The organism is Corynebacterium maris DSM 45190, from assembly GCF_000442645.1.
In the GTDB taxonomy this organism is placed as follows: Bacteria; Actinomycetota; Actinomycetes; order Mycobacteriales; family Mycobacteriaceae; genus Corynebacterium; species Corynebacterium maris.
Genome location: NC_021915.1, coordinates 179,949 through 197,215 on the forward strand (window position 1 = coordinate 179,949; position 17,267 = coordinate 197,215).

Below are 17,267 nucleotides of genomic sequence, written 5' to 3' on the forward strand. Positions count from 1 at the left end.
GAGACCACCCCGCCCATGACGAAAACACTCACGTTGACTGCGGTGACAGGGGTCCTGCTGCTGGGGCTCAGCGCCTGCGCCGACGCCCCCGCCGAGGAAGCCGCCCCGGCGGCGGAGACGGTGGTGCCCGCCGAGGTGATCCTCGCCGCCGACGATGCCCCGGCCGGGTTCACCTACACCGACTTGGGCGCCACCTTGGCTGAGGGTGACCCGGAGGCCAATGCCGAGCTGCTGGCGATGATGGCGGAGCTGACCGGCGCCACCGCCACCGCCCCGGCCCAGTGCGCGGGGCTGCTGCCGACCGCGGTGGACATCCTCACCCACATCGGGCAGGACCCGGCGACCACGGCCGGGACGGACTTCACCGACGCCGAAGGCACCGCGATCACCGCGATGGCCACCACCGACGCCGACCTGACCCGCGCCCCGGCGGATCTCAGCGAGTGCGCGACGTTCACCCGGGAAAGCGCCGTCGAAGGCGTCGATCTGGCCTTGACGTACCACGCCCAACCCATGGGCCTGGAGCTTCCGGGCGCGGACGCGGTGACCGCGGCGCGTGTGCAGCTCGCCGATGACGCCGTCGCCGAGGAGAGCACCGTCATCGCCGGCGACGTCGACGGCGTGTACTTCTACCTCACCGCCCCGGCCACGCTCGACGACCAGGTGCTGATCGACTTGGCCGGTGCCCAAGTGGAGAAGATCGCCGGCCGCTGACGCGGACCGACGGGCGTCGGGGCTACTTGACCGCCTCGGTGATCGGGGTCTCGCCGTCGTAGAAGTTGATCTTCTCGCCGACCCCGGCGTCGTGGGCCACCGCGTGGACCATCACCTCGGCGACGTTTTCACGGGAGGTGTCCGACTCGCCTTCGCCCGGCTCGTTGCCGTCGATCTTGCCTTCGCGGTCCACCAGCTGGATGCGCCCGCTCGCGGGCTCCAGGGTGAGCACCCCGGGGCCGAGGATCGTGTGCTCGAGACCAGAGGCGCGCAGATGCGCGTCGGCGTCGTGCTTGGCCTTGGCGTAGGGATACATCGACTCGTCCTGATCCAGGCGATCGACGTCGATGTCGGCGGTGACGTAAGAAACCATCACGTAACGCTGGACGCCCGCCTGCTCTGCGGCGTCGATGGAACGCACCGCGGCCTCGTAATCCACCGCGTGGGTGCGCTCCGGGTCACCGCCGCCGGCGCCGGCGGCGAACACCACCGCGGCCGCGCCCTGGAACGCCTCGCGCAGCTCGTCCACCGTGGCTTTTTCAATGTCGAGCAACACCGGGTTGGCGCCACGTTCCTCAATGTCGGACTTCTGGTCGGGGTTGCGGATGATCGAGTCGACGCTGTACCCGGCGTCCCGGAACTTCGGGGCCGCGAGCAGGGCGACCTTGCCGTGCCCGCCGATGATGACCACACGTTTATTGTCTGCCATGTCTGTTCTCCTTCCGCGCCGCATGTGACGCTTTTTGTCTCCGCCGCCGCAGCGAGGGAATCGACGCGGGCGGCGGCTTCCGTGCCCCACGGTACGGAAGATTCGAAGGACGGGTGGGTCTCTCAGCGGTGAACAGGTGCCGGTGACGTGTGACACGAACCAGGAGTGGCCGGCTCATCGGCAGCCCTTCCGGCCGGGACAACGTGGCAGCGCCCCTCTGAAACTAAGTGGCTCGGGAACGCGAAAACCGCCGCACCCGAAGGTGAGGCGGTTATTCTTTGCCAAGCGGTCGGCTTAGAGCGGGCGAACCTGCTGAGCCTGGGGGCCCTTGGCGCCCATGCCGGTCTCGAATTCGACCTGCTGGCCCTCGTCCAGGTTGCGGAAGCCGCTGCCCTGGATCTCGGAGTAGTGGACGAAAACGTCAGCGGATCCGTCGGAAGGCTCGATGAAGCCGAAGCCCTTTTCGCCGTTGAACCACTTCACAGTTCCCTGTGCCATATGTATTACCTAATTCCTGGTGAGGTGATGCTACGTGCGTCAGCATGATTCACTGAAGCGCCCGGGTCGTTTGAAACTCTCGGCGACCGTCAACCTCTGCAGTGACTGCATGGGTGAAGAAAACCGAGCGCTCGCGTTGTACATCTCTTGCGAGCGCTTAAACACTGCGCACAGAAACCGCGACCAGTGCTCAGTATGCCACAGGTTAGGGCTGAGCGATAGTCCGGCAGATTCCAGGGCGGGAATAAGCGCGCTCAAGTCCGGGAAAGGGGAGTGGCTGCCATGGCGAGGGCGAAATTATGTTCCCGTCTCGGGCGTCCACGGGCCGGGCGCCGTGGTACTTATTGACCCGTCCGTTGACGCGGCGTCTTCGTCGACAATGCCGGAGCGTTCAGCGTAATCGTTCCGAACCCGCCCCACTCATCAACGAAAGGCCACCGATCATGGCAGAGCACATCCCCGGCGTCGGCGCATTGACCCTCGACGACTACGGCGAGCAGATCACCCCGAAGCTGTCCGTTCCCCTATTGGGCAAGGACGTCTCTTTCATCGTCTTCGACTACGACGAGCGGCACAACGACAAGATCGCGACTTGCATCAATAACTTCCGGGCCCTGCCGACAGACGCCTTGAATGCCGCCACTGACGCGGCTTTCGCCTACTACCGGGACTTCTACGCAGCGGTAGAGGACGACGAATACACCATGGAGTGGATGCCCAAGATCGCCGAACCCGCCCAGGTGTGGAGCCACATCCAGCTCGGTGATGACCCCATGGTCGAGCCTGGTTACGACGAGGACTCTCCCTGGCACCTCATCCTGGAGTGCGAATGCGACTGGGAGGAGGAACACGGGCTGAGCATCGTGTTCCGCAACGGCGCCGAGATCACCAAGGTCGGTCCGTCCGACGGGCTTCTGGAGTGGGGCGAGGGCGATCGGGACGCCTCGGGTGATGGACTGTTCCGCGTCCCCGACTACAGCTGAGTCACCGAAGACTGGCTGGTCTGGCTATGCGCGCGCATAGTGCGCGCCGCATTTTCGATGATTCACCGGGGCACAGCCCCTAGACTGAATCTCATTGTCCGGTCGCGCCCACCTTCAGGAGTCTGCCCGTGCGTACCTTCATGCCCCGTGTTGTGCTCGCCGCCGTGGCGGCGACCGTTCTTCTTCCCTCCGTAGTCACCCCGGTCCAGGCGGCGCCCTGGGCTTCGTCGTCCTCTTCGAGCCTCGGCGGTTCCTCGCTGTCTTCTGTCTTCGAGGAGCTCACGGACGAGGAGATCGTGGTCGACCTCCCGGGCTACGGGGAGTACCGCTTTCCGGCTGATCTGACGCTGGCGTCGCTCGACCCGGACGGCGCGAGCGCAGCGGACCTGTTGAGCGCCGCGGTCTTTGCCGCAGACTACGGGGATGACGCCGCCGCCCGGCAGGCAGCGTTGGCCGTGTTGGATGAACCACGGCGCGCGCAGGTCACCGCGGCGTTGGCGGCCCTGCACGGGGACGTCGCGCCGCCGGAGACGGTGTCTGCGCAGGCGCCGATCGTGGTGTTGGGCAACGGATTGAATCCGGACGGGTCCGTGCATCCGAATCTTAAAAATCGCCTCGCTGCGGCCGCGCAGTTGGCGAAGCAGCGCCCCGACGCCCCGATCGTGGTCTCCGGCGGACCGCTTGTGGGCGGGTACGTCGAGGCCCATGCCATGCGGGACTGGCTGGTGGAAGAGGTGGTGGCGGAAGAACGCATCCTGGTGGAGGATCGGTCTTTCTCCACGGTGAGCAACGCGCGGTTCACCCGGGAGCTGTTGCCTGAGGCCACGGAAGTGATCGTGGTGACGTCGCGAGATCACGTCCACCGCGCCGTCGTGGATTTCACCCTCGCCTTCGGGCCGGACGCCCGGGTGGCCGGCGTCGGCGCGCCCAACGATCCGCCGACCACCCTTCCGGGGCTGCGCGGGACCTACCTCGACGTGCTGACGTGGTACCTCGGCTGAACTGGGCCTCATGCGGTCGTCGAGCCCCCGCGCCAGGCGTAGGATGACCTGGTGAGTACGGCCTCAGTGTTGCGTCATGCACGGTGTCGAGGCCATCGACTCAGTCAGCAGGAAGGACGATGACCCAATGAGTGAGCCGGTACGCCGGTTTAACCCGCACGAGGAACCCGATCAGGTGCCGGCCGGGCCTGGGCGGCCGCGGGAGCGGGAGTACAGGCAGAAAGTCATCGACGCCGCGCTGCGGCTGATTGACGCAGAAAAGCCCGTCACCATCAACGCGCTGGTCAAGGAGAGTGGCGTGTCGCGGGCGGCGATCTACCGTCGCTGGTCGTCGGTCACCCTGTTGATCGCGGAGGCGCTCGACATTGGCCGCCCCGCCTATGAGGTGGACGTCTCCGGCGACCCCAAAGAAGTGATGAAAAACATCCTCTTCGACCGCTCGGATCAGGCGCGGGAGGCGTACACCCAGCGTCGGTTCCGCAAGCGCGTGGAGATCGTGATGATCGACCGGGACGTGCAGATGGCCTACTGGCACAAGCACGTCAGCAAGCGTCGGCAAGCGGAGGCGAAGGCCCTGCAGTCCGGCATTGACCGCGGTCTGCTGCGGGCCGACCTGAACATCGAAGCCGCCCTGGACGCCCTCAACGGCATCTTCTACTACCAGGTGATCACGCGCGGGGTCAGCAACTACGAGCCCGACGTGATCGCCCGCTGCGAGGACGCCTTCGACCTGGTGTGGCGCGGGATGGAGGCCTAACCGGCCGCGTCGACAAGCTGCGGAAGCGCCTGCGCGGCGGTGCCTTCGACGAAGACGGTGGCCACGGGGGTCAGGTCGCTGCGCTGCGGGGACACCTCGATGATGGGGGTGCCCGCCTCGCGGGCGAGCAGCGGCAGCGAGGCGGCCGGTTGCACCACGCCCGAGGTACCCACGATCACCACCAGATCGGCCTCCTGCATGCGCTGTTCGGCGAGGTCCCATTCTTTGCCGGGCAGCGGCTCCCCGAACCACACCACGCCGGGGCGCACGAGGTTGCCGCACACCGGGCACGTCGGCGGCGTCAGGCTCGCGACGGGCTCGTCCAGCTGCGGCACCTGCCCGCGCCAGGGGCGGGAACAGATGGAGCAGCGGAAATCGAAGAGCGATCCGTGCAGGTGGGCCACGTCCGGGGAACCGGCCCGTTCGTGCAGGTCATCAATGTTTTGGGTGGTCACCGTGACGTCCACGCCGTCGACTGCGGCCCAGTCCGCCAGCGCCGCATGGCCGGCGTTGGGGTGCGCCTGGGCCACCAGGGAGCGTCGCCACAGGTACCATGCATACATAGGCTCCGGATCCCGCGCCCACGCGTCGATCGACGCCATCGCCTGCGGATCCACGTTTTCCCACAGGCCGGTCTGGGCGTCCCGATACGTCGCGATCCCGGAGTCTGCCGACATTCCCGCGCCGGTGAACACTTCGACGCGGGCCGCGTCACGCACCAAGCGCAGGGCTTGCTCTGGAACATTGACCATGGTTTCCAGCGTAGCGGGGGTGTAGCTTGTCGGGTGGAAAATCGATCGTTTCGGTGGTTAGGATAGCGAGTCATGAGTCAAGAGCCTCTCGTGTCTGACGAGAATATGTCTCAATCACGCACCCCGTCCCTTTTGGACGCCACGTGCGAGGGTTACGTCTACGATCTTGCCGCGCTCTCGCCGACGGACGCCACCAGCTGGGGCATCGCAGGCTACGACGGGCAACTGCAGGATTTCTCCCCGGACTATTGGGAGTCCATCGCCGAACGCACCCGCGAGATGATCGCGGACGTCGACGCGCTCAACGACGGCACCGATGATTCCGATGACGACGACGACTTCGACGACGTCGACCACGTCACCGCCGCCGTGTTGCGCGACCGTCTGCGCATCGAGGCCGACCTGCATCACCGGGGCGAGTACCTGCGGCTGTTGAACAACATCGAGTCCCCGGTCCAGATCATCCGCGATTCTTTCGCGCTGATGCCCACGGACACCGCGGAGCAGCTGGACAACATCCGTTCGCGGATGTCCCAGGTGCCGGCCGCGCTGGCCGGTTACCGGGAGTCGCTGGCCGAGGCCGCCGGCCACGGGATGGTCGCCGCGCACCGGCAGGTGGAGGCGGTCATCTCCCAGTGCGAGGAGCTGTCGGACTCCGGTTCGGTGCTGGACGGCGTCGGGCTGGATGCGGACGTCGCTGAAGTCGAACGCGCCAAGGACGCCTTCGCCGAGATGGCGGACTGGCTGTCCACGGAGATCGCGCCCCAGGCCCCGTACGAGGACTCCGTCGGCCGCGAGCGCTACGAACTGTTCAGCCACCACTTCGTCGGCGACGTCGTCGACTTGGACGAGGCCTATGAATGGGGACTGCACGAGCTGCGCACCGTCATCCAGGAGCAGAAGCGGGTCGTCGCCGATCTCTACGGCCCGGAGGTCTCCGTGCGGGCGGCCTACCGCAAGCTCAACCAGGACGAGCGCTACACCCTGAAGGGCACGGACGCGCTGGTGGAGTGGATGCAGGGCGTCGCGGATCAGACCATCGCGGACCTGCACGGCACGGAGTTCCACATCCCGGAGCCGGTGCGCACCCTCGAGGCACGCATCGACCCGGCCGGGTCGGGCTCGATCTTCTACACCCCGCCCTCGGATGACTTCTCGCGCCCGGGCCGCATGTGGTGGTCCGTGCCCGCCGGCCAGGAGAATTTCCACACCTGGCAGGAGTTGACCACCGTCTTCCACGAAGGCGTGCCGGGGCACCACCTGCAGCTGGGGCAGGCGATCGCCGAGCGTGACAACCTCAACCTGTGGCGCCGGCTGGCCTGCTGGAACTCCGGCCACGGCGAAGGTTGGGCGCTGTATGCGGAGACCCTGATGAAGGAGCTCGGCTACCACGAGGACCCGGGCACGTACCTGGGCTATCTGGATTCGCAGCGCCTGCGGCTGGCGCGCGTGGTCCTCGACATCGGCGTGCACCTGTGCAAGAAGACCCCGGAGGGCACCGGGGTGTGGGACGGCTCGTACGCGAAGTCCTTCCTGCGGGAGAACACCGCCATGGACGACGTGAACCTGCACTTCGAGCTCGAGCGCTACCTCGGGTGGCCGGGGCAGGCCCCGTCGTACGCGTTGGGCCAGCGGCTGTGGCTGCAGGCCCGCGAGGAGGCGCTGGCGCAGGGGCAGACGGCGCGGGAATTCCACGCCAACGCGTTGCGCCTGGGCAGCGTGCCGATGTCGGTGTTGCGCGACGAGGTGCTCGACTGATGGCCCATTACCTGCTGTCGGTCTACCTCGCCCCGGGGGACCATGCCGCAGGCGGGGACCATTCCCCGCAGGAGGCGGACCGGAAGGTGGCGGCCTTCGAGCAGTCGCTGGTCGACGCCGGACAGCTCGTCTACTCCGGTGAGCTCGACGCCCCGGAGACGGCGGTTTACACCAGCGCCGGCGGCCAGCTCGGTGACGGCCCCCTGCACCCCGCGGCCGATCAGGTGGACGGCTTCTGGATCGTCGAGGCGGCCACCCGCACCCAGGCCCAGGCACTGGCGGTGCGCGCCGCCGACGCCTGCGGAAAGTCCGTGGCCTTGCGTCCGGTGCGCGCGCACTGACTCCCGCTCAGGTCAGCGGTCATCTCCCCGGCGGGTGAATAACCGCAGGATCTGCGGCAGCCACCCGGCGACCAGCAACACCATCACCATCCGCACCAGCTGGATGGCGATGACCTCCGGCCCGGCGCCGCCTTCGGCGCCCAGGGCCAACACCGTCTCCAGCGCGCCCGGACTGGTGGCCAGGTACGCCTCGAAGTAGGTGATGTCCAGCCACGCGGTCAGTGGCCAGGCCACCAAGGCGCAGGCGCCCATCATCAGGAAGATGAACATGAACGTCATCGGCAACTGCCGGGAAAAGACCTTCAGGGTGGGCACCGACAGCATGCCGCCGCACACCCAGCCGATGGCGAGGAACGACAGGATCTGCAGTGCCGCGGGCGGGGCCATGGTGTAGCCCTCCGGCAGCAGCAGGGAGATGGCCACCGTGAGCAGCAGGGGGCCGAAGACACTGGGCACCGGGATGCGCAGCAGTCGGGCGATGGGGTCGCCGAGCAGGGCCACCAGGATGACGGCGCCGATCATCCACCAGCTGTCCTGTTCCTGGCCGGCGGCGGCCGCACCGGCGCCGGCGGGGGAGGTCAGGAGTCCGGCGACCAACGGCAGCGTCGCGGAGACGGTGAGCAGCCGCAGGTACTGCGTCAGCGAGACGTAGCGGACGTCAGCGCCGACGTCTTGGGCGATGGCGGGCATCATCGAGGCCCCGCCGGCCAGCATCGACATGACGCCGGTGGCCTGGTCGATCTCCGGTCGGGAGCGCGCCAGCGCCCACCCCGCGACGAAGGTGACGGCGATGGATACGGCGGCGACGGCCAGGCCGGGCGGCAGCAGGCGGATGAGATCGCCGAGCGGGACGCCGACTAAGGGCACGGCGGCGAGGATGCCGATGATGCCGCGGCTGAACTGGTAGAAGTGCCGGTTGACCTCCAGCTCTTCCCGCGTCAATAAGGCCATGGCTCCGGCGCCGATGATCGCCGCCAGGATCCAGGCGGCGGGGACGTGGAAGTAGGACATGATCCAGCCCAGCCCGAGGGACACGGGCACCACGATCAGCCAGCGCACTGCGGTTGTCATTGTCATCGACAGGTAACTGTAGCCGTCGGCCGTGTGCTCGGGGAAAGGTGTGACATATACGCAAAAGTTTATATATTCAGCAGTGTTTGAATCGTTATCCGGTCGTTGTCTGACAGAGATTCACCCCTCGTTCGCCGGGATATGCCCAGCTAGGAGGGTCTGTCGCCGGGTGGGGAAGGCGCGGCGGGGGCTTCCGGCAGCGCCGCGCGGCCCGGTTATACGGGACGCCCATCTTGTTTGCCAGCGCATTCCCAGTACTGGTGCTTAGATTGGCAAACATGAACATCACACTGCATGGCGTGAACTCTGACACGGTCGACGAAGTCCTAGGAGACGTCGTAGAGACCGCCCGCATGGCGGGCGCCGAAGACATCAACGTGTACGCGGAGGCAGAGGACCTTCCGCTGCTGGCCGCCGCGGCGGCGAACATCCGGAACCTTCCGGAGGGCTTCCAGCTCCACGAGCTGGTGCCGGCCCTCGCCTGAGGGCGAGGACGACGGCCGCAGCAGCCGCTGAACTGACAGAGGGAGGAAATTTTCCTCCCTCTTTTTGCATGAGCGGGATCGGGGTCAGGGGCGTCCCGCCGCCAGATCGGCGACGTCCGTGTTGGCGCCGCACAGGATGACGGCCACCTTCTCGCCGGGGGAGGGAACATAGGCGGACGCTGCGCGAACCCCGGCCAGGGCGGCGCCGGCGGCGTACTCCACCGCCAGCCGGTGCTCCTCCCAGAGTTCTCGTCGGGCCCGGATGATGTCGGCGTCGGCCACCAACACCGCATCGACGTGCTCGGAGCGTGCGGCGGCCACGGCCATCGCGGAGGCGCGCCGGGCGCCGAGTGAATCCGCCGCCACCGAGTCGACCGCCACGTCCACCGGTTGCCCCGCCGCCAACCCCGCGTGCAGGGCGCGACAATGTTCCGGTTCGACGGCGACGACGCGCACGCCGTGCCGGGTAGCGGCCGCGGTGACTCCGCTGAATAACCCGCCGCCGCCCACGGAGACGACCACCGTGTCCAGGTCCGGGACCCGGGTGAGGATCTCCGGCAGCACGGTGCCGGCCCCGGCCGCGATCAACGGGTGGTCGTAGGCGTGGGAGACCAGCGCCCCGCTCTCGGCGGCGAAGCGGTCGCACGCGGCGGCCGCCTCGGCGTATTCTTGGCCGACCAGTTCCACCCGTGCGCCGTAGCCGCGCAACCGGTCGACCTTGACCGCTGGGGCGGTCTCCGGGAGAAAGACCGTGGCCGGGACGTTCTGTTCACCGGCGGCCCACGCGCACGCCAGGCCGGCGTTGCCGCCGGAGGCGATGGTCACTCCGGCGTCGGGCAGCGATCCGGACTCCAGGTGCGCCTGCAGGAAGCTCTGCGCGCCCCGGGCCTTGAAAGAGCCCGTATGCTGCATGAACTCCAACGCAAAGAACAGCTCATAAGGGGTGCCGTCGGCCGTGGTTGTCGGCTGCGCGGGCGTGATCGTCACCGGCCGAACCCGTCCGGTGATACGGCGGGCGGCCTGCTCGACGTCGTGGTGCTCCAGGAGTGTCATCGCGTTCCTTTGTCAGGCATGGGGCAGGGTTCTCGTCGAGAATAACCCTCCTGCGCCGACCGGTCCCGCTCAGCTGCGCCGCTTGGTCCGTGCGGTGGCCTGCGCGGTCCACGGATCTTCCGGCCACGGGTGCTTGGGGTAGCGCCCGCGCATCTCCTTGCGCACGTCCTGGTAGGGGCCGGACCAGAAGCTCGCCAGGTCATCGGTGACCGCCAGCGGTCGGCCGGCGGGGGAGAGCAGGTGGAATTGCACGCGCACGCCCGCGCACTCCGGGGAGGTGGCCAGGCCGAAGCATTCCTGTAATTTCACCCGCGTCACGGGCCGGCCCTCCGCATAGGAGATCCGGGGGTTCGAGCCGCTGGGCACGCTGAGCCGCTGCGGGGCCAGCTCGTCCATCTTCGCCGCCTCCGGCCAGGGCAGCAGCCGCTGCATGGCCGGGTACATGTCGATCTTGCCGATCGGCGTGCCCTGGGCCAACAGGCGCAGCTCCGGGGTCAGGTCGGCGGCGGCCGTGTCCGGCCAGGGCGCGCCGAGGCGGGCGTGCAGGAAATCCAGCCGCTCCTTCAGCGACCGGGCCTTGTCCGAGTAGGTGAACATCTCCGGGGTGACCGTCGCGCGCAGGGCCTCGGCGGCTTGCTCCCGCGGCACCTTCACCGGCGTGGAGGACAACTCGATGGCCCCGGCGCGGCGCACCTTGCGCCCGCGGATCTTGCCGGCGACCAGGCTGGCTTCCAGGGTGTCGGTGACGCCGACGGCGGACAGGGCTTGTTCTTCGCTGAGGCGTGCCCCGGCGCGGATGGTGGCGCGCTGGCCGGTGCGCGAGACTTCGGCGACGGCGAGCCATTCGGAACCGGTCAGGCCTAAGTCTTCGGGCAGGCGGGCGCGGGTGCCGGAGGCGAGCAGGTATTCGCCGGGTTTTTCTTGGCGTGCGACCTGCGACGGGAAGGCCGCGGCGACGATCTCGCCGGGGGTGCACGGGCCCTTGTCCACGGTCATCTTTTCCAGGCGTTTCACCTGGCGCTGGTCGGGGCGCGCGCGGCTGACGTCCCCGCGCGGGCTGTCGGCGAGCACGGCGACGATGGGGGCGGCGCGCCGGCCGTGGCGCAGCAGGGCGGTGCCCAGGCGCGGGTCGACGGGCAGTGTCGCCAGGCGTCGGCCGTGGTCGGTGGCGTGCCCGTCGTCGTCGACGGCGCCGATCTCGTACAAGGTGGCCTCGGCGTCGGCGATGGCGGCGGAAGGGGGTGTATCCAGCAGCGGGAGGTCTTCCCCGCGCGGGGTGCCCCAGCACGCCATGGTCAGGGCGGCGTCGGTGAGGTCGCTGGTGGCGATCTCCGGGGTGATGTGCGTGCTCAAGTGGCGGTAGTCGGATTCGCTGTAGGCGCGGATGACCAGCCCGGGGCCTTCGCGTCCGGCGCGGCCGGCGCGTTGGTCGGCGGTGGATTTCGCTTCCGAGACGGTGACCAGGCCGGTCATGGCGCGCGCGGCGTCGCGGCGCGGCACGCGCGATAAGCCGGAGTCGACGACGATGCGTACCCCGGGCACGGTCAGCGAGGATTCGGCGACGGCGGTGGAGACCACGATGCGCGGCTCATCGCTGGGACTGAGTGCGGCGTCTTGGTCTTTCGCGTCGAGGCGCCCGTGCAGCGGCAGCCCGCCGGTGGCGGCCACGACCTGGTCGACTTCGCGTACGCCGGGCACGAAGACCAGGGCGGATTCACCCCGCTTGTCGACGGCCCGGCGCGCCAGCGCGCCGAGGTGGGCGTAGAACTCCCGGCTGCCGGACAGGCGGCCCTCGTGCGGGGAGTACTCGTGTTCCAGGGGGTGGGTGACGGCGGGCGTCGACAAGATCTCCGCCCCGCCGAGCAGGTCGCTGTAGCGGCGCGCGTCGAGGGTGGCGGACATGGCGACGATGCGCAGGTCGTCGCGTAGTTGGCCGAGTTCGATGAGCATGCCGAGCACCAGGTCGGTGTCGAGTTGGCGTTCGTGGACTTCGTCGACGGCGACGGCCGAGACGCCCGTCAGTTCCGGGTCGGTGAGCAGGCGGCGCAGCAGCACGCCCGGGGTGACGAATTCGACGGCGCTGCCGGCGCGGTGTTCGCCGCGGATGGTGTGCCCGACCAGCTCCGGGGCGCCGCTCAGGTGCCGCAGGCGGCGGGCGGCGGCGCGCACCGCGACCCGGCGCGGGGCGGTGACCAGTACTTTTCCGCCGGTGTGGTTGTGCAGGGCGGGTGGGATGAGGGTGGTTTTGCCGGTGCCGGGCGGGGCTTCGACGACCAGCGAGCCGGTCTGTTCGATGAGTGCGGGCAGCTGATCGATGGTCTCGGCGACGGGCAGGCCCGCGCCGATCTCGTGGAGGTTAAACATCGAGTTCCTCGCGCTCCAGCGCGTCGCCTTCCTGGTTGAGGGTGCGCACGACCCGGCCGGGTACGCCCATGACCAGGGAGTCGTCGGGGACGTCTTTCGTGATCACTGCGCCGGCGCCCACCACGCAGCGATCGCCGACGCGCACGCCCGGCATGACGGAGACGCGCGAGCCGAACCAGCAGTCCTCGCCGATCGTGATCGGACGAGCCTGCTCCCAGCCGTCGCGGCGCATCTGCAGGTCGTTGACCGGGTGCCCGACGGTGATCAGCTCGCAGTTCGGGCCGAACATGGTCCGCGCGCCGACGGTGACGGGCGCGCAGTCGAGGATGACCATGTTGACGTTGACGAAACACCCCTCGCCGAAGGTGGTGTTGCGCCCGTATTCCACCTGCGTCGGCGCCCACCACTCCGGCACGGCGGAGCCGTCGGCGAGGATCTCGCCCAATAGGGCCTCCGCGCGGTCCAGGTCGAGGTTGCCCAGCGCGTTGAACTCCCGCAGCCGCTTCCGGGTATGCGTGTGGATCGCCTCCAACTCCTCGGAGCCGGGCAGATACCACTGCCCGGAGCTCATGCGTTCAAAGGTGGAGTACTTAGGATCAGACATGTCCCTATCTTGCCAAGGAGCCCCATGCTTTTCGACGACCTGCCGCGCCCGGCCGTCCGCGTCACCGACGGGGTGGCGCATCTGCCGGGCTGGCTGCCGCCGCCCCGACAACGCGACCTGGTCGAGCGCGCCCGGGAGATCGCCCGCTTAGTGGCCGGCACCCCGGTCGCCATGCACCGACCCACAGTCGGCTCCGGGCAGATGAGCGTGTGGATGATGACGCTGGGCCGATTCTGGCGCACCCGCCCCTACGGCTACGTCGCCGAGGTCGACGGCACCGCCGTGCCACCCATCCCGGGGCCGTGGCAGGAACTGGCCCAAGCCGCGGTGCGCGCCGCCGCCGACGTCGACGAGACCCTACGCCCCTGGGCCGAGAACTTCCGCGCCGAGGTCGCCTTGGTCAACTACTACCCGCCCGGGGCGCGCATGGGCATGCACGTCGACGCCGACGAAGCCTCCGCCGCGCCCGTGGTCAGCCTGTCCGTCGGCGACGAGGCACTCTTTCGCATCGGCGGCACCCAGCACCGAAATCGCCCCTGGGACGACATCGCCCTGCTCAGCGGCGACCTCGTCGTCTTCGGCGGCCCCAAACGCCGCGCCTATCACGGGGTGCCGGCCGTGCGCGCCGGGACGCTGCCGGACGGCTGCGGGCTGCACGAGGGTCGCCTGAATGTCACGCTGCGCCAGCTGGCGGACTGAGGGCGTGCCTACGACCAGACGCATGAGGCGAAAACCGCGGAGAAAGCGGCGATACGTCTGGTCGAAATCCCGCTCACCCCGCCTAAGCGGCCGCCCGCCCGCCGGGTAGGATCACGCACATGCCCACACAGGTGTCGATTAGCGACGATTCCATCAAGCTCGGCCAATTCCTCAAACTGGCCAGCCTCGTAGACTCCGGCGGCCACGCGAAAGAAGCCATCGCCGACGGCCGAGTGACCGTCAACGATGAGACCGACACCCGCCGCGGCCGCACCTTGTACGACGGCGACGTCGTCTGCGTGGACGACGCCTGCGCCCAGGTCGTCACGGACGCCGTCGAAGAATTCTTCGACGAGGCCACCGCCGACGACGACTTCGACCCCGAAAAGTGGAGGAACCTGTAGATGCCCGCATTCGAAGCCATCGGTGGCATGCCGTACTGGATCGACCTGTCCAGCTCCGACCCGCGTAAATCCTCCTACTTCTACTCCAAGCTCCTGGGCTGGGAGATCAGCCAGGACCGTGACGACTCCGCCTACCGCATTGCCCGCAAAGACGGCCTCCCGGTCGCCGGCATCATCCCGCAGTCCGGCGCCATGCCCGATACCTGGGTGACCTACTTCCTCGCCGACGACATCGAGGCCGACCGCGCCCAGGCCGAAACCAGCGGCGGGCGCGCCCTGGGCGAGCCCACCGAAGTACAGCTGGGCACGATGGCCGTGCTCGCCGACGCCACCGGCGGACTCTTCGGCCTGATCGAACCCGCCGGCGAAGACTCCTTCGTCGCCGCCGGCGAACCCGGCACCGCCGTCTGGCACGAACTCACCGCCACCACCGACTTCTCCGGCGCCATCGACTTCTACAACGCCCTGTTCGACTGGGAGATCGTCGCCTTGGGCAACGACGACTACGGGTATGCCACCGCCATGCAAGACGGTGCCGCCTTCGCCGGCCTGCGCGACGCTCAAGGCCACTTCCCGCCCCAGGTCCCCAGCTTCTGGCAATCCTTCCTGGGTGTGGCCGACGTCGACTACGCGGCGCGCCGGGCAGTGGAGCTGGGCGGGGAAGTCATCCGCGAGCCCTTCGATTCGGAGTTCGGCCGACTGACCATCATCGCCGATTCCACCGGCGCCACGGTCACCCTCTGCGAAGTCGAGGAACCCGTCGACGAGGCGCAGCTCAACGAGTCGGACGACATCCTGGGGCTGTAGGTGCTGCAGCTGCCGGATCGGGCGGAGGCGGTGCTCGCGCTCGTCGATACGCTCGTCCCCGGCGAGGTGACCACCTACGGCGATCTGGCCGCCGAAGTCGGCGGCGGGGCGCGCAACGTCGGTGCGATCATGCGCCGCTACGGACACCTGAGCGCCTGGTGGCGGGTCGTGCGCGCCGACGGCTCCAGCCACGACCCCGCGGCGTCCGTGCCGCGGTGGGACGAGGACGGATTGGCCCACGACGGCACTAGAGTGGCACTCCATGAGCACCGAGTCCACTGGCAGGAGTAGCCGCGCCCTCTGGCTGCTCGTCGCCGCCATCGCCGTCGAAATCGTCGCCACGTTAAGCCTCAAAGCCGCGCTGACCGACCCCTGGTTCTACGCGGTCGTGGCCGTCGGCTACCTGGCGGCCTTCGCCCTGCTGGATCAGGTGTTGCGCGCCGGGATGAAGATCGGCGTGGCCTACGGGCTGTGGGCGGCACTCGGGGTGGCCGGCACGGCGGTGCTCTCGCACTTCTTCTTCGCCGAACCCTTGAACGCGCAGATGATTACGGGCATCGGCGTGATCATCGCCGGGGTGCTGTGCATCGAGCTGGGAGGCAGGACGCGATGAGCTGGTTCTTCCTTTCGTTGGCGATCGTCTTCGAAGTCGTGGGCACCATGAGCCTGCGCATGGCGTCTTCCGGCCGGCCCCGCTACTACGCTCTGGTGGCGGGCGGGTACGTCCTGTCGTACGCGATGTTGTCGGTGGCCTTGGTCTTCGGCATGCCGCTGGGGGTGGCCTATGGCATCTGGTCCGCGATCGGCGTGGCGGCCACCGCGATCCTCGGAAGAGTGCTGTTCAACGAGCGTTTCACGTGGGTCATGGGCCTGGGCGTGGTGCTCGTCATGGCCGGCGTGCTGCTGGTGGAGACCGGCGCGTACTAGATTGATACGCATGCGTTCCCTCCGGATCCTCCTCATCACCCTCGTCGCCGCGCTGGGTCTCACAGTCGCGCCCACCGCCGCGGCCCAACAGATCTCCACGCCTGAGCGCACCCAGATCGCCGTCCACTTCGACGGCGGCCACACCGTGGCCACCGGCAACGCCGGCGAGCAGCGCCCCATCCTGTCGCTGTCGAAGCTGCATCTGGGTTACTGGGTGCTCCACCACGGCAGTCAGGCCGACAAGAACCGCGTGCAGCACATGATCGCGGTCTCCGACGACACCATCGCCAGCGAGCTCGATGACCGTTACCCGCAGGCCATCCCGGATGTCATCCGCGACTTCGGGCTGCACCAGACCACCTATTCCGGTTATTGGGGCAGCTCGCACACCTCCGCGCACGACGCCGCCCGCTTCATCTCCGCGATCCGGCATGATCCCGTCGCCCACCCCGTCATCGACGGCATGCGCTACGCCGCCCCCGTCGCAGCCGACGGCTACCGCCAGGACTTCGGCACCGCCGTGCTGTCCGGTGCGCAGGGCACCAAGTTCGGCTGGTCGAACAACCGCGACATTCACGCCACCGTGACCATCGGCCCGGGCTGGGTCGCGGCCGCCAACACGTACGGCTCCGCCGCCGCCCACACCGCCGACGTGCGGGCCGCCGCCGGGGTGCTGGGCTCGAGCGTGCCCGGTGCTCCGGCCGCACCGTCCGTACCGGGCAGCTCCGGGGGCACCGTGACCTCCGGCGAGCTGCTGGACCGCGCGAGCTGCATCGACCCGCTGGGCTCTTCGCAGCACTTGCCGCAGGACATCCCGGTGCCCGGTGAGGTCGCCCAGTTCGTGCCGGCGTGTTAGGAGGTTTCTCCCGTAGGGAGCGGGCACCACTCCGTGACGCGCGACGCTGCCACCCCACTCGACGGTGAAAGCCAGAAGATGGGGGTAACCGTCGGATGCCGGTGACATCCTGGTTCACGGTCGGGAAAGCTCGATAACCCCTTGAATCTGTGTAGAAATCTATGTAGATTTGAGCTATGAAAACGATCACGATTACTGAAGCATCCCGCACGGGGGTTTCCGGGCTGGTCTCCGCCGCGGAGGCCGGTGAGCGGATCGTCTTGTCGCGGCACGGGCGGGTGGTTGCGCAGCTCGTCTCGGCGGAAGAGATGGAGCAGCTACGCAGGGAGCGGGAGCTGCTACGCGATACTGCGCTGGTGATGGCGAGATTTGCCACTGATTCCGGTGCCCGGACGGAGCTGGATGAGGCCATGGAAGCGTTCGGGCTGGATCGGGCGGAGCTCGAGGCTGAGCTTGCCGCTGACAGCTCGGCCGTTTAGTCTGC

General features: G+C 68.4%; 22 protein-coding genes. 15 read left to right on the plus strand and 7 right to left on the minus strand.

Features of this window, described 5'->3' with window-relative positions:
- Positions 1-15 precede the first annotated feature (15 nt).
- On the plus strand, positions 16-714 hold the full coding sequence (locus B841_RS00850) for a hypothetical protein (RefSeq protein WP_020933587.1): 699 nt from the start codon (positions 16-18) through the stop codon (positions 712-714).
- 22 nt (positions 715-736) lie between these two features.
- Here the strand turns inward: B841_RS00850 and B841_RS00855 are convergent, their stop codons facing one another.
- Positions 737-1,423, minus strand: a complete 687-nt coding sequence (locus B841_RS00855) for an NAD(P)H-binding protein (RefSeq protein WP_020933588.1) — start codon at positions 1,421-1,423, stop codon at positions 737-739.
- 294 nt (positions 1,424-1,717) lie between these two features.
- Entirely contained in the window at positions 1,718-1,921 is a 204-nt protein-coding gene (locus B841_RS00860) for a cold-shock protein (RefSeq protein WP_020933589.1), read from the minus strand.
- 443 nt (positions 1,922-2,364) lie between these two features.
- On the opposite strand from B841_RS00860, the gene B841_RS13240 reads away from it, so the two are divergent.
- From B841_RS13240 to B841_RS00875, 3 genes are all read left to right on the plus strand, one after another.
- Positions 2,365-2,904, plus strand: a complete 540-nt coding sequence (locus tag B841_RS13240) for a DUF6985 domain-containing protein (RefSeq protein WP_020933590.1) — start codon at positions 2,365-2,367, stop codon at positions 2,902-2,904.
- A 128-nt stretch (positions 2,905-3,032) separates the two neighbouring features.
- A complete protein-coding gene (locus tag B841_RS13245) occupies positions 3,033-3,905 on the plus strand; it encodes a YdcF family protein (RefSeq protein WP_020933591.1) in 873 nt (290 codons plus the stop codon).
- A gap of 127 nt (positions 3,906-4,032) precedes the next feature.
- Positions 4,033-4,662, plus strand: coding sequence for a TetR/AcrR family transcriptional regulator (locus B841_RS00875; protein WP_020933592.1), 630 nt, complete (start codon positions 4,033-4,035; stop codon positions 4,660-4,662).
- Here the strand turns inward: B841_RS00875 and B841_RS00880 are convergent.
- Positions 4,659-5,414, minus strand: a complete 756-nt coding sequence (locus tag B841_RS00880) for an NAD-dependent deacylase (protein WP_020933593.1) — start codon at positions 5,412-5,414, stop codon at positions 4,659-4,661. The genes B841_RS00875 and B841_RS00880 overlap by 4 nt on opposite strands.
- 72 nt (positions 5,415-5,486) lie before the next feature.
- On the opposite strand from B841_RS00880, the gene B841_RS00885 reads away from it, so the two are divergent.
- Together B841_RS00885 and B841_RS00890 are read left to right on the plus strand one after the other, a co-directional pair.
- Positions 5,487-7,172: a DUF885 domain-containing protein gene (locus B841_RS00885; RefSeq protein WP_084481943.1), complete on the plus strand. Its 1,686-nt coding sequence runs from the start codon at positions 5,487-5,489 to the stop codon at positions 7,170-7,172.
- The gene (locus B841_RS00890) at positions 7,172-7,513 is read left to right on the plus strand and encodes a YciI family protein (protein WP_020933595.1); all 342 of its coding nucleotides are present in this window, start codon (positions 7,172-7,174) and stop codon (positions 7,511-7,513) included. Before B841_RS00885 ends, B841_RS00890 begins: the two co-directional genes overlap by 1 nt.
- Before the next feature lie 12 nt (positions 7,514-7,525).
- Here the strand turns inward: B841_RS00890 and B841_RS00895 are convergent, their stop codons facing one another.
- Positions 7,526-8,590, minus strand: a complete 1,065-nt coding sequence (locus B841_RS00895) for an AbrB family transcriptional regulator (RefSeq protein WP_041631677.1) — start codon at positions 8,588-8,590, stop codon at positions 7,526-7,528.
- 272 nt (positions 8,591-8,862) lie between these two features.
- Here B841_RS00895 and B841_RS00900 point away from each other — a divergent pair, with 272 nt between their 5' ends.
- Positions 8,863-9,069 carry a hypothetical protein gene (locus B841_RS00900; protein ID WP_020933597.1) on the plus strand — a complete coding sequence of 69 codons (207 nt, stop codon included), beginning with the start codon at positions 8,863-8,865 and terminating at the stop codon, positions 9,067-9,069.
- An 84-nt stretch (positions 9,070-9,153) separates the two neighbouring features.
- Here B841_RS00900 and B841_RS00905 read toward each other — a convergent pair whose 3' ends face one another.
- The 3 genes from B841_RS00905 to B841_RS00915 all read right to left on the minus strand — a co-directional run bounded on the left by B841_RS00905 (position 9,154) and on the right by B841_RS00915 (position 13,090).
- The gene (locus tag B841_RS00905; RefSeq protein ID WP_020933598.1) at positions 9,154-10,122 is read right to left on the minus strand and encodes a serine/threonine dehydratase; all 969 of its coding nucleotides are present in this window, start codon (positions 10,120-10,122) and stop codon (positions 9,154-9,156) included.
- Between the two features lie 69 nt (positions 10,123-10,191).
- Entirely contained in the window at positions 10,192-12,486 is a 2,295-nt protein-coding gene (gene hrpB, locus B841_RS00910; RefSeq protein ID WP_020933599.1) for an ATP-dependent helicase HrpB, read from the minus strand.
- The gene (locus B841_RS00915) at positions 12,479-13,090 is read right to left on the minus strand and encodes a sugar O-acetyltransferase (protein WP_020933600.1); all 612 of its coding nucleotides are present in this window, start codon (positions 13,088-13,090) and stop codon (positions 12,479-12,481) included. The genes hrpB and B841_RS00915 overlap by 8 nt, the downstream gene beginning before the upstream one ends.
- A 24-nt stretch (positions 13,091-13,114) precedes the next feature.
- Here B841_RS00915 and B841_RS00920 point away from each other — a divergent pair, with 24 nt between their 5' ends.
- From B841_RS00920 to B841_RS00955, 8 genes are all read left to right on the plus strand, one after another.
- Positions 13,115-13,789: an alpha-ketoglutarate-dependent dioxygenase AlkB family protein gene (locus B841_RS00920; RefSeq protein ID WP_020933601.1), complete on the plus strand. Its 675-nt coding sequence runs from the start codon at positions 13,115-13,117 to the stop codon at positions 13,787-13,789.
- Between the two features lie 119 nt (positions 13,790-13,908).
- A complete protein-coding gene (locus B841_RS00925) occupies positions 13,909-14,193 on the plus strand; it encodes an RNA-binding S4 domain-containing protein (protein ID WP_020933602.1) in 285 nt (94 codons plus the stop codon).
- Positions 14,194-15,000 (plus strand): VOC family protein, encoded by an 807-nt coding sequence (locus B841_RS00930; protein ID WP_020933603.1) that lies wholly within the window; start codon positions 14,194-14,196, stop codon positions 14,998-15,000.
- The gene (locus tag B841_RS00935; protein ID WP_020933604.1) at positions 15,001-15,291 is read left to right on the plus strand and encodes an MGMT family protein; all 291 of its coding nucleotides are present in this window, start codon (positions 15,001-15,003) and stop codon (positions 15,289-15,291) included. It abuts the gene before it with no gap.
- The gene (locus B841_RS00940) at positions 15,263-15,613 is read left to right on the plus strand and encodes a DMT family transporter (protein WP_020933605.1); all 351 of its coding nucleotides are present in this window, start codon (positions 15,263-15,265) and stop codon (positions 15,611-15,613) included. The genes B841_RS00935 and B841_RS00940 overlap by 29 nt, the downstream gene beginning before the upstream one ends.
- Positions 15,610-15,927, plus strand: a complete 318-nt coding sequence (locus B841_RS00945) for a DMT family transporter (protein WP_020933606.1) — start codon at positions 15,610-15,612, stop codon at positions 15,925-15,927. The genes B841_RS00940 and B841_RS00945 overlap by 4 nt, the downstream gene beginning before the upstream one ends.
- Positions 15,928-15,937: 10 nt before the next feature.
- Complete coding sequence (locus B841_RS00950) at positions 15,938-16,783, plus strand: hypothetical protein (RefSeq protein ID WP_020933607.1); 846 nt, start codon at positions 15,938-15,940, stop codon at positions 16,781-16,783.
- Between the two features lie 176 nt (positions 16,784-16,959).
- Positions 16,960-17,262: a type II toxin-antitoxin system Phd/YefM family antitoxin gene (locus B841_RS00955; RefSeq protein WP_020933608.1), complete on the plus strand. Its 303-nt coding sequence runs from the start codon at positions 16,960-16,962 to the stop codon at positions 17,260-17,262.
- The last annotated feature ends 5 nt before the right edge of the window (positions 17,263-17,267 follow it).

Bases quoted from the DNA above. Each gene is read 5' to 3' on its own strand.
- B841_RS00850 (WP_020933587.1), top strand. From the start codon at position 16: ATGACGAAAACACTCACGTTGACTGCGGTGACAGGGGTCCTGCTGCTG.
- B841_RS00855 (WP_020933588.1), bottom strand. From the start codon at position 1,423: ATGGCAGACAATAAACGTGTGGTCATCATCGGCGGGCACGGCAAGGTC.
- B841_RS00860 (WP_020933589.1), bottom strand. From the start codon at position 1,921: ATGGCACAGGGAACTGTGAAGTGGTTCAACGGCGAAAAGGGCTTCGGC.
- B841_RS13240 (WP_020933590.1), top strand. From the start codon at position 2,365: ATGGCAGAGCACATCCCCGGCGTCGGCGCATTGACCCTCGACGACTAC.
- B841_RS00875 (WP_020933592.1), top strand. From the start codon at position 4,033: ATGAGTGAGCCGGTACGCCGGTTTAACCCGCACGAGGAACCCGATCAG.
- B841_RS00880 (WP_020933593.1), bottom strand. From the start codon at position 5,414: ATGGTCAATGTTCCAGAGCAAGCCCTGCGCTTGGTGCGTGACGCGGCC.
- B841_RS00885 (WP_084481943.1), top strand. From the start codon at position 5,487: ATGAGTCAAGAGCCTCTCGTGTCTGACGAGAATATGTCTCAATCACGC.
- B841_RS00890 (WP_020933595.1), top strand. From the start codon at position 7,172: ATGGCCCATTACCTGCTGTCGGTCTACCTCGCCCCGGGGGACCATGCC.
- B841_RS00895 (WP_041631677.1), bottom strand. From the start codon at position 8,590: ATGACAATGACAACCGCAGTGCGCTGGCTGATCGTGGTGCCCGTGTCC.
- B841_RS00900 (WP_020933597.1), top strand. From the start codon at position 8,863: ATGAACATCACACTGCATGGCGTGAACTCTGACACGGTCGACGAAGTC.
- B841_RS00905 (WP_020933598.1), bottom strand. From the start codon at position 10,122: ATGACACTCCTGGAGCACCACGACGTCGAGCAGGCCGCCCGCCGTATC.
- hrpB (WP_020933599.1), bottom strand. From the start codon at position 12,486: ATGTTTAACCTCCACGAGATCGGCGCGGGCCTGCCCGTCGCCGAGACC.
- B841_RS00915 (WP_020933600.1), bottom strand. From the start codon at position 13,090: ATGTCTGATCCTAAGTACTCCACCTTTGAACGCATGAGCTCCGGGCAG.
- B841_RS00920 (WP_020933601.1), top strand. From the start codon at position 13,115: ATGCTTTTCGACGACCTGCCGCGCCCGGCCGTCCGCGTCACCGACGGG.
- B841_RS00925 (WP_020933602.1), top strand. From the start codon at position 13,909: ATGCCCACACAGGTGTCGATTAGCGACGATTCCATCAAGCTCGGCCAA.
- B841_RS00930 (WP_020933603.1), top strand. From the start codon at position 14,194: ATGCCCGCATTCGAAGCCATCGGTGGCATGCCGTACTGGATCGACCTG.
- B841_RS00940 (WP_020933605.1), top strand. From the start codon at position 15,263: ATGAGCACCGAGTCCACTGGCAGGAGTAGCCGCGCCCTCTGGCTGCTC.
- B841_RS00945 (WP_020933606.1), top strand. From the start codon at position 15,610: ATGAGCTGGTTCTTCCTTTCGTTGGCGATCGTCTTCGAAGTCGTGGGC.
- B841_RS00950 (WP_020933607.1), top strand. From the start codon at position 15,938: ATGCGTTCCCTCCGGATCCTCCTCATCACCCTCGTCGCCGCGCTGGGT.
- B841_RS00955 (WP_020933608.1), top strand. From the start codon at position 16,960: ATGAAAACGATCACGATTACTGAAGCATCCCGCACGGGGGTTTCCGGG.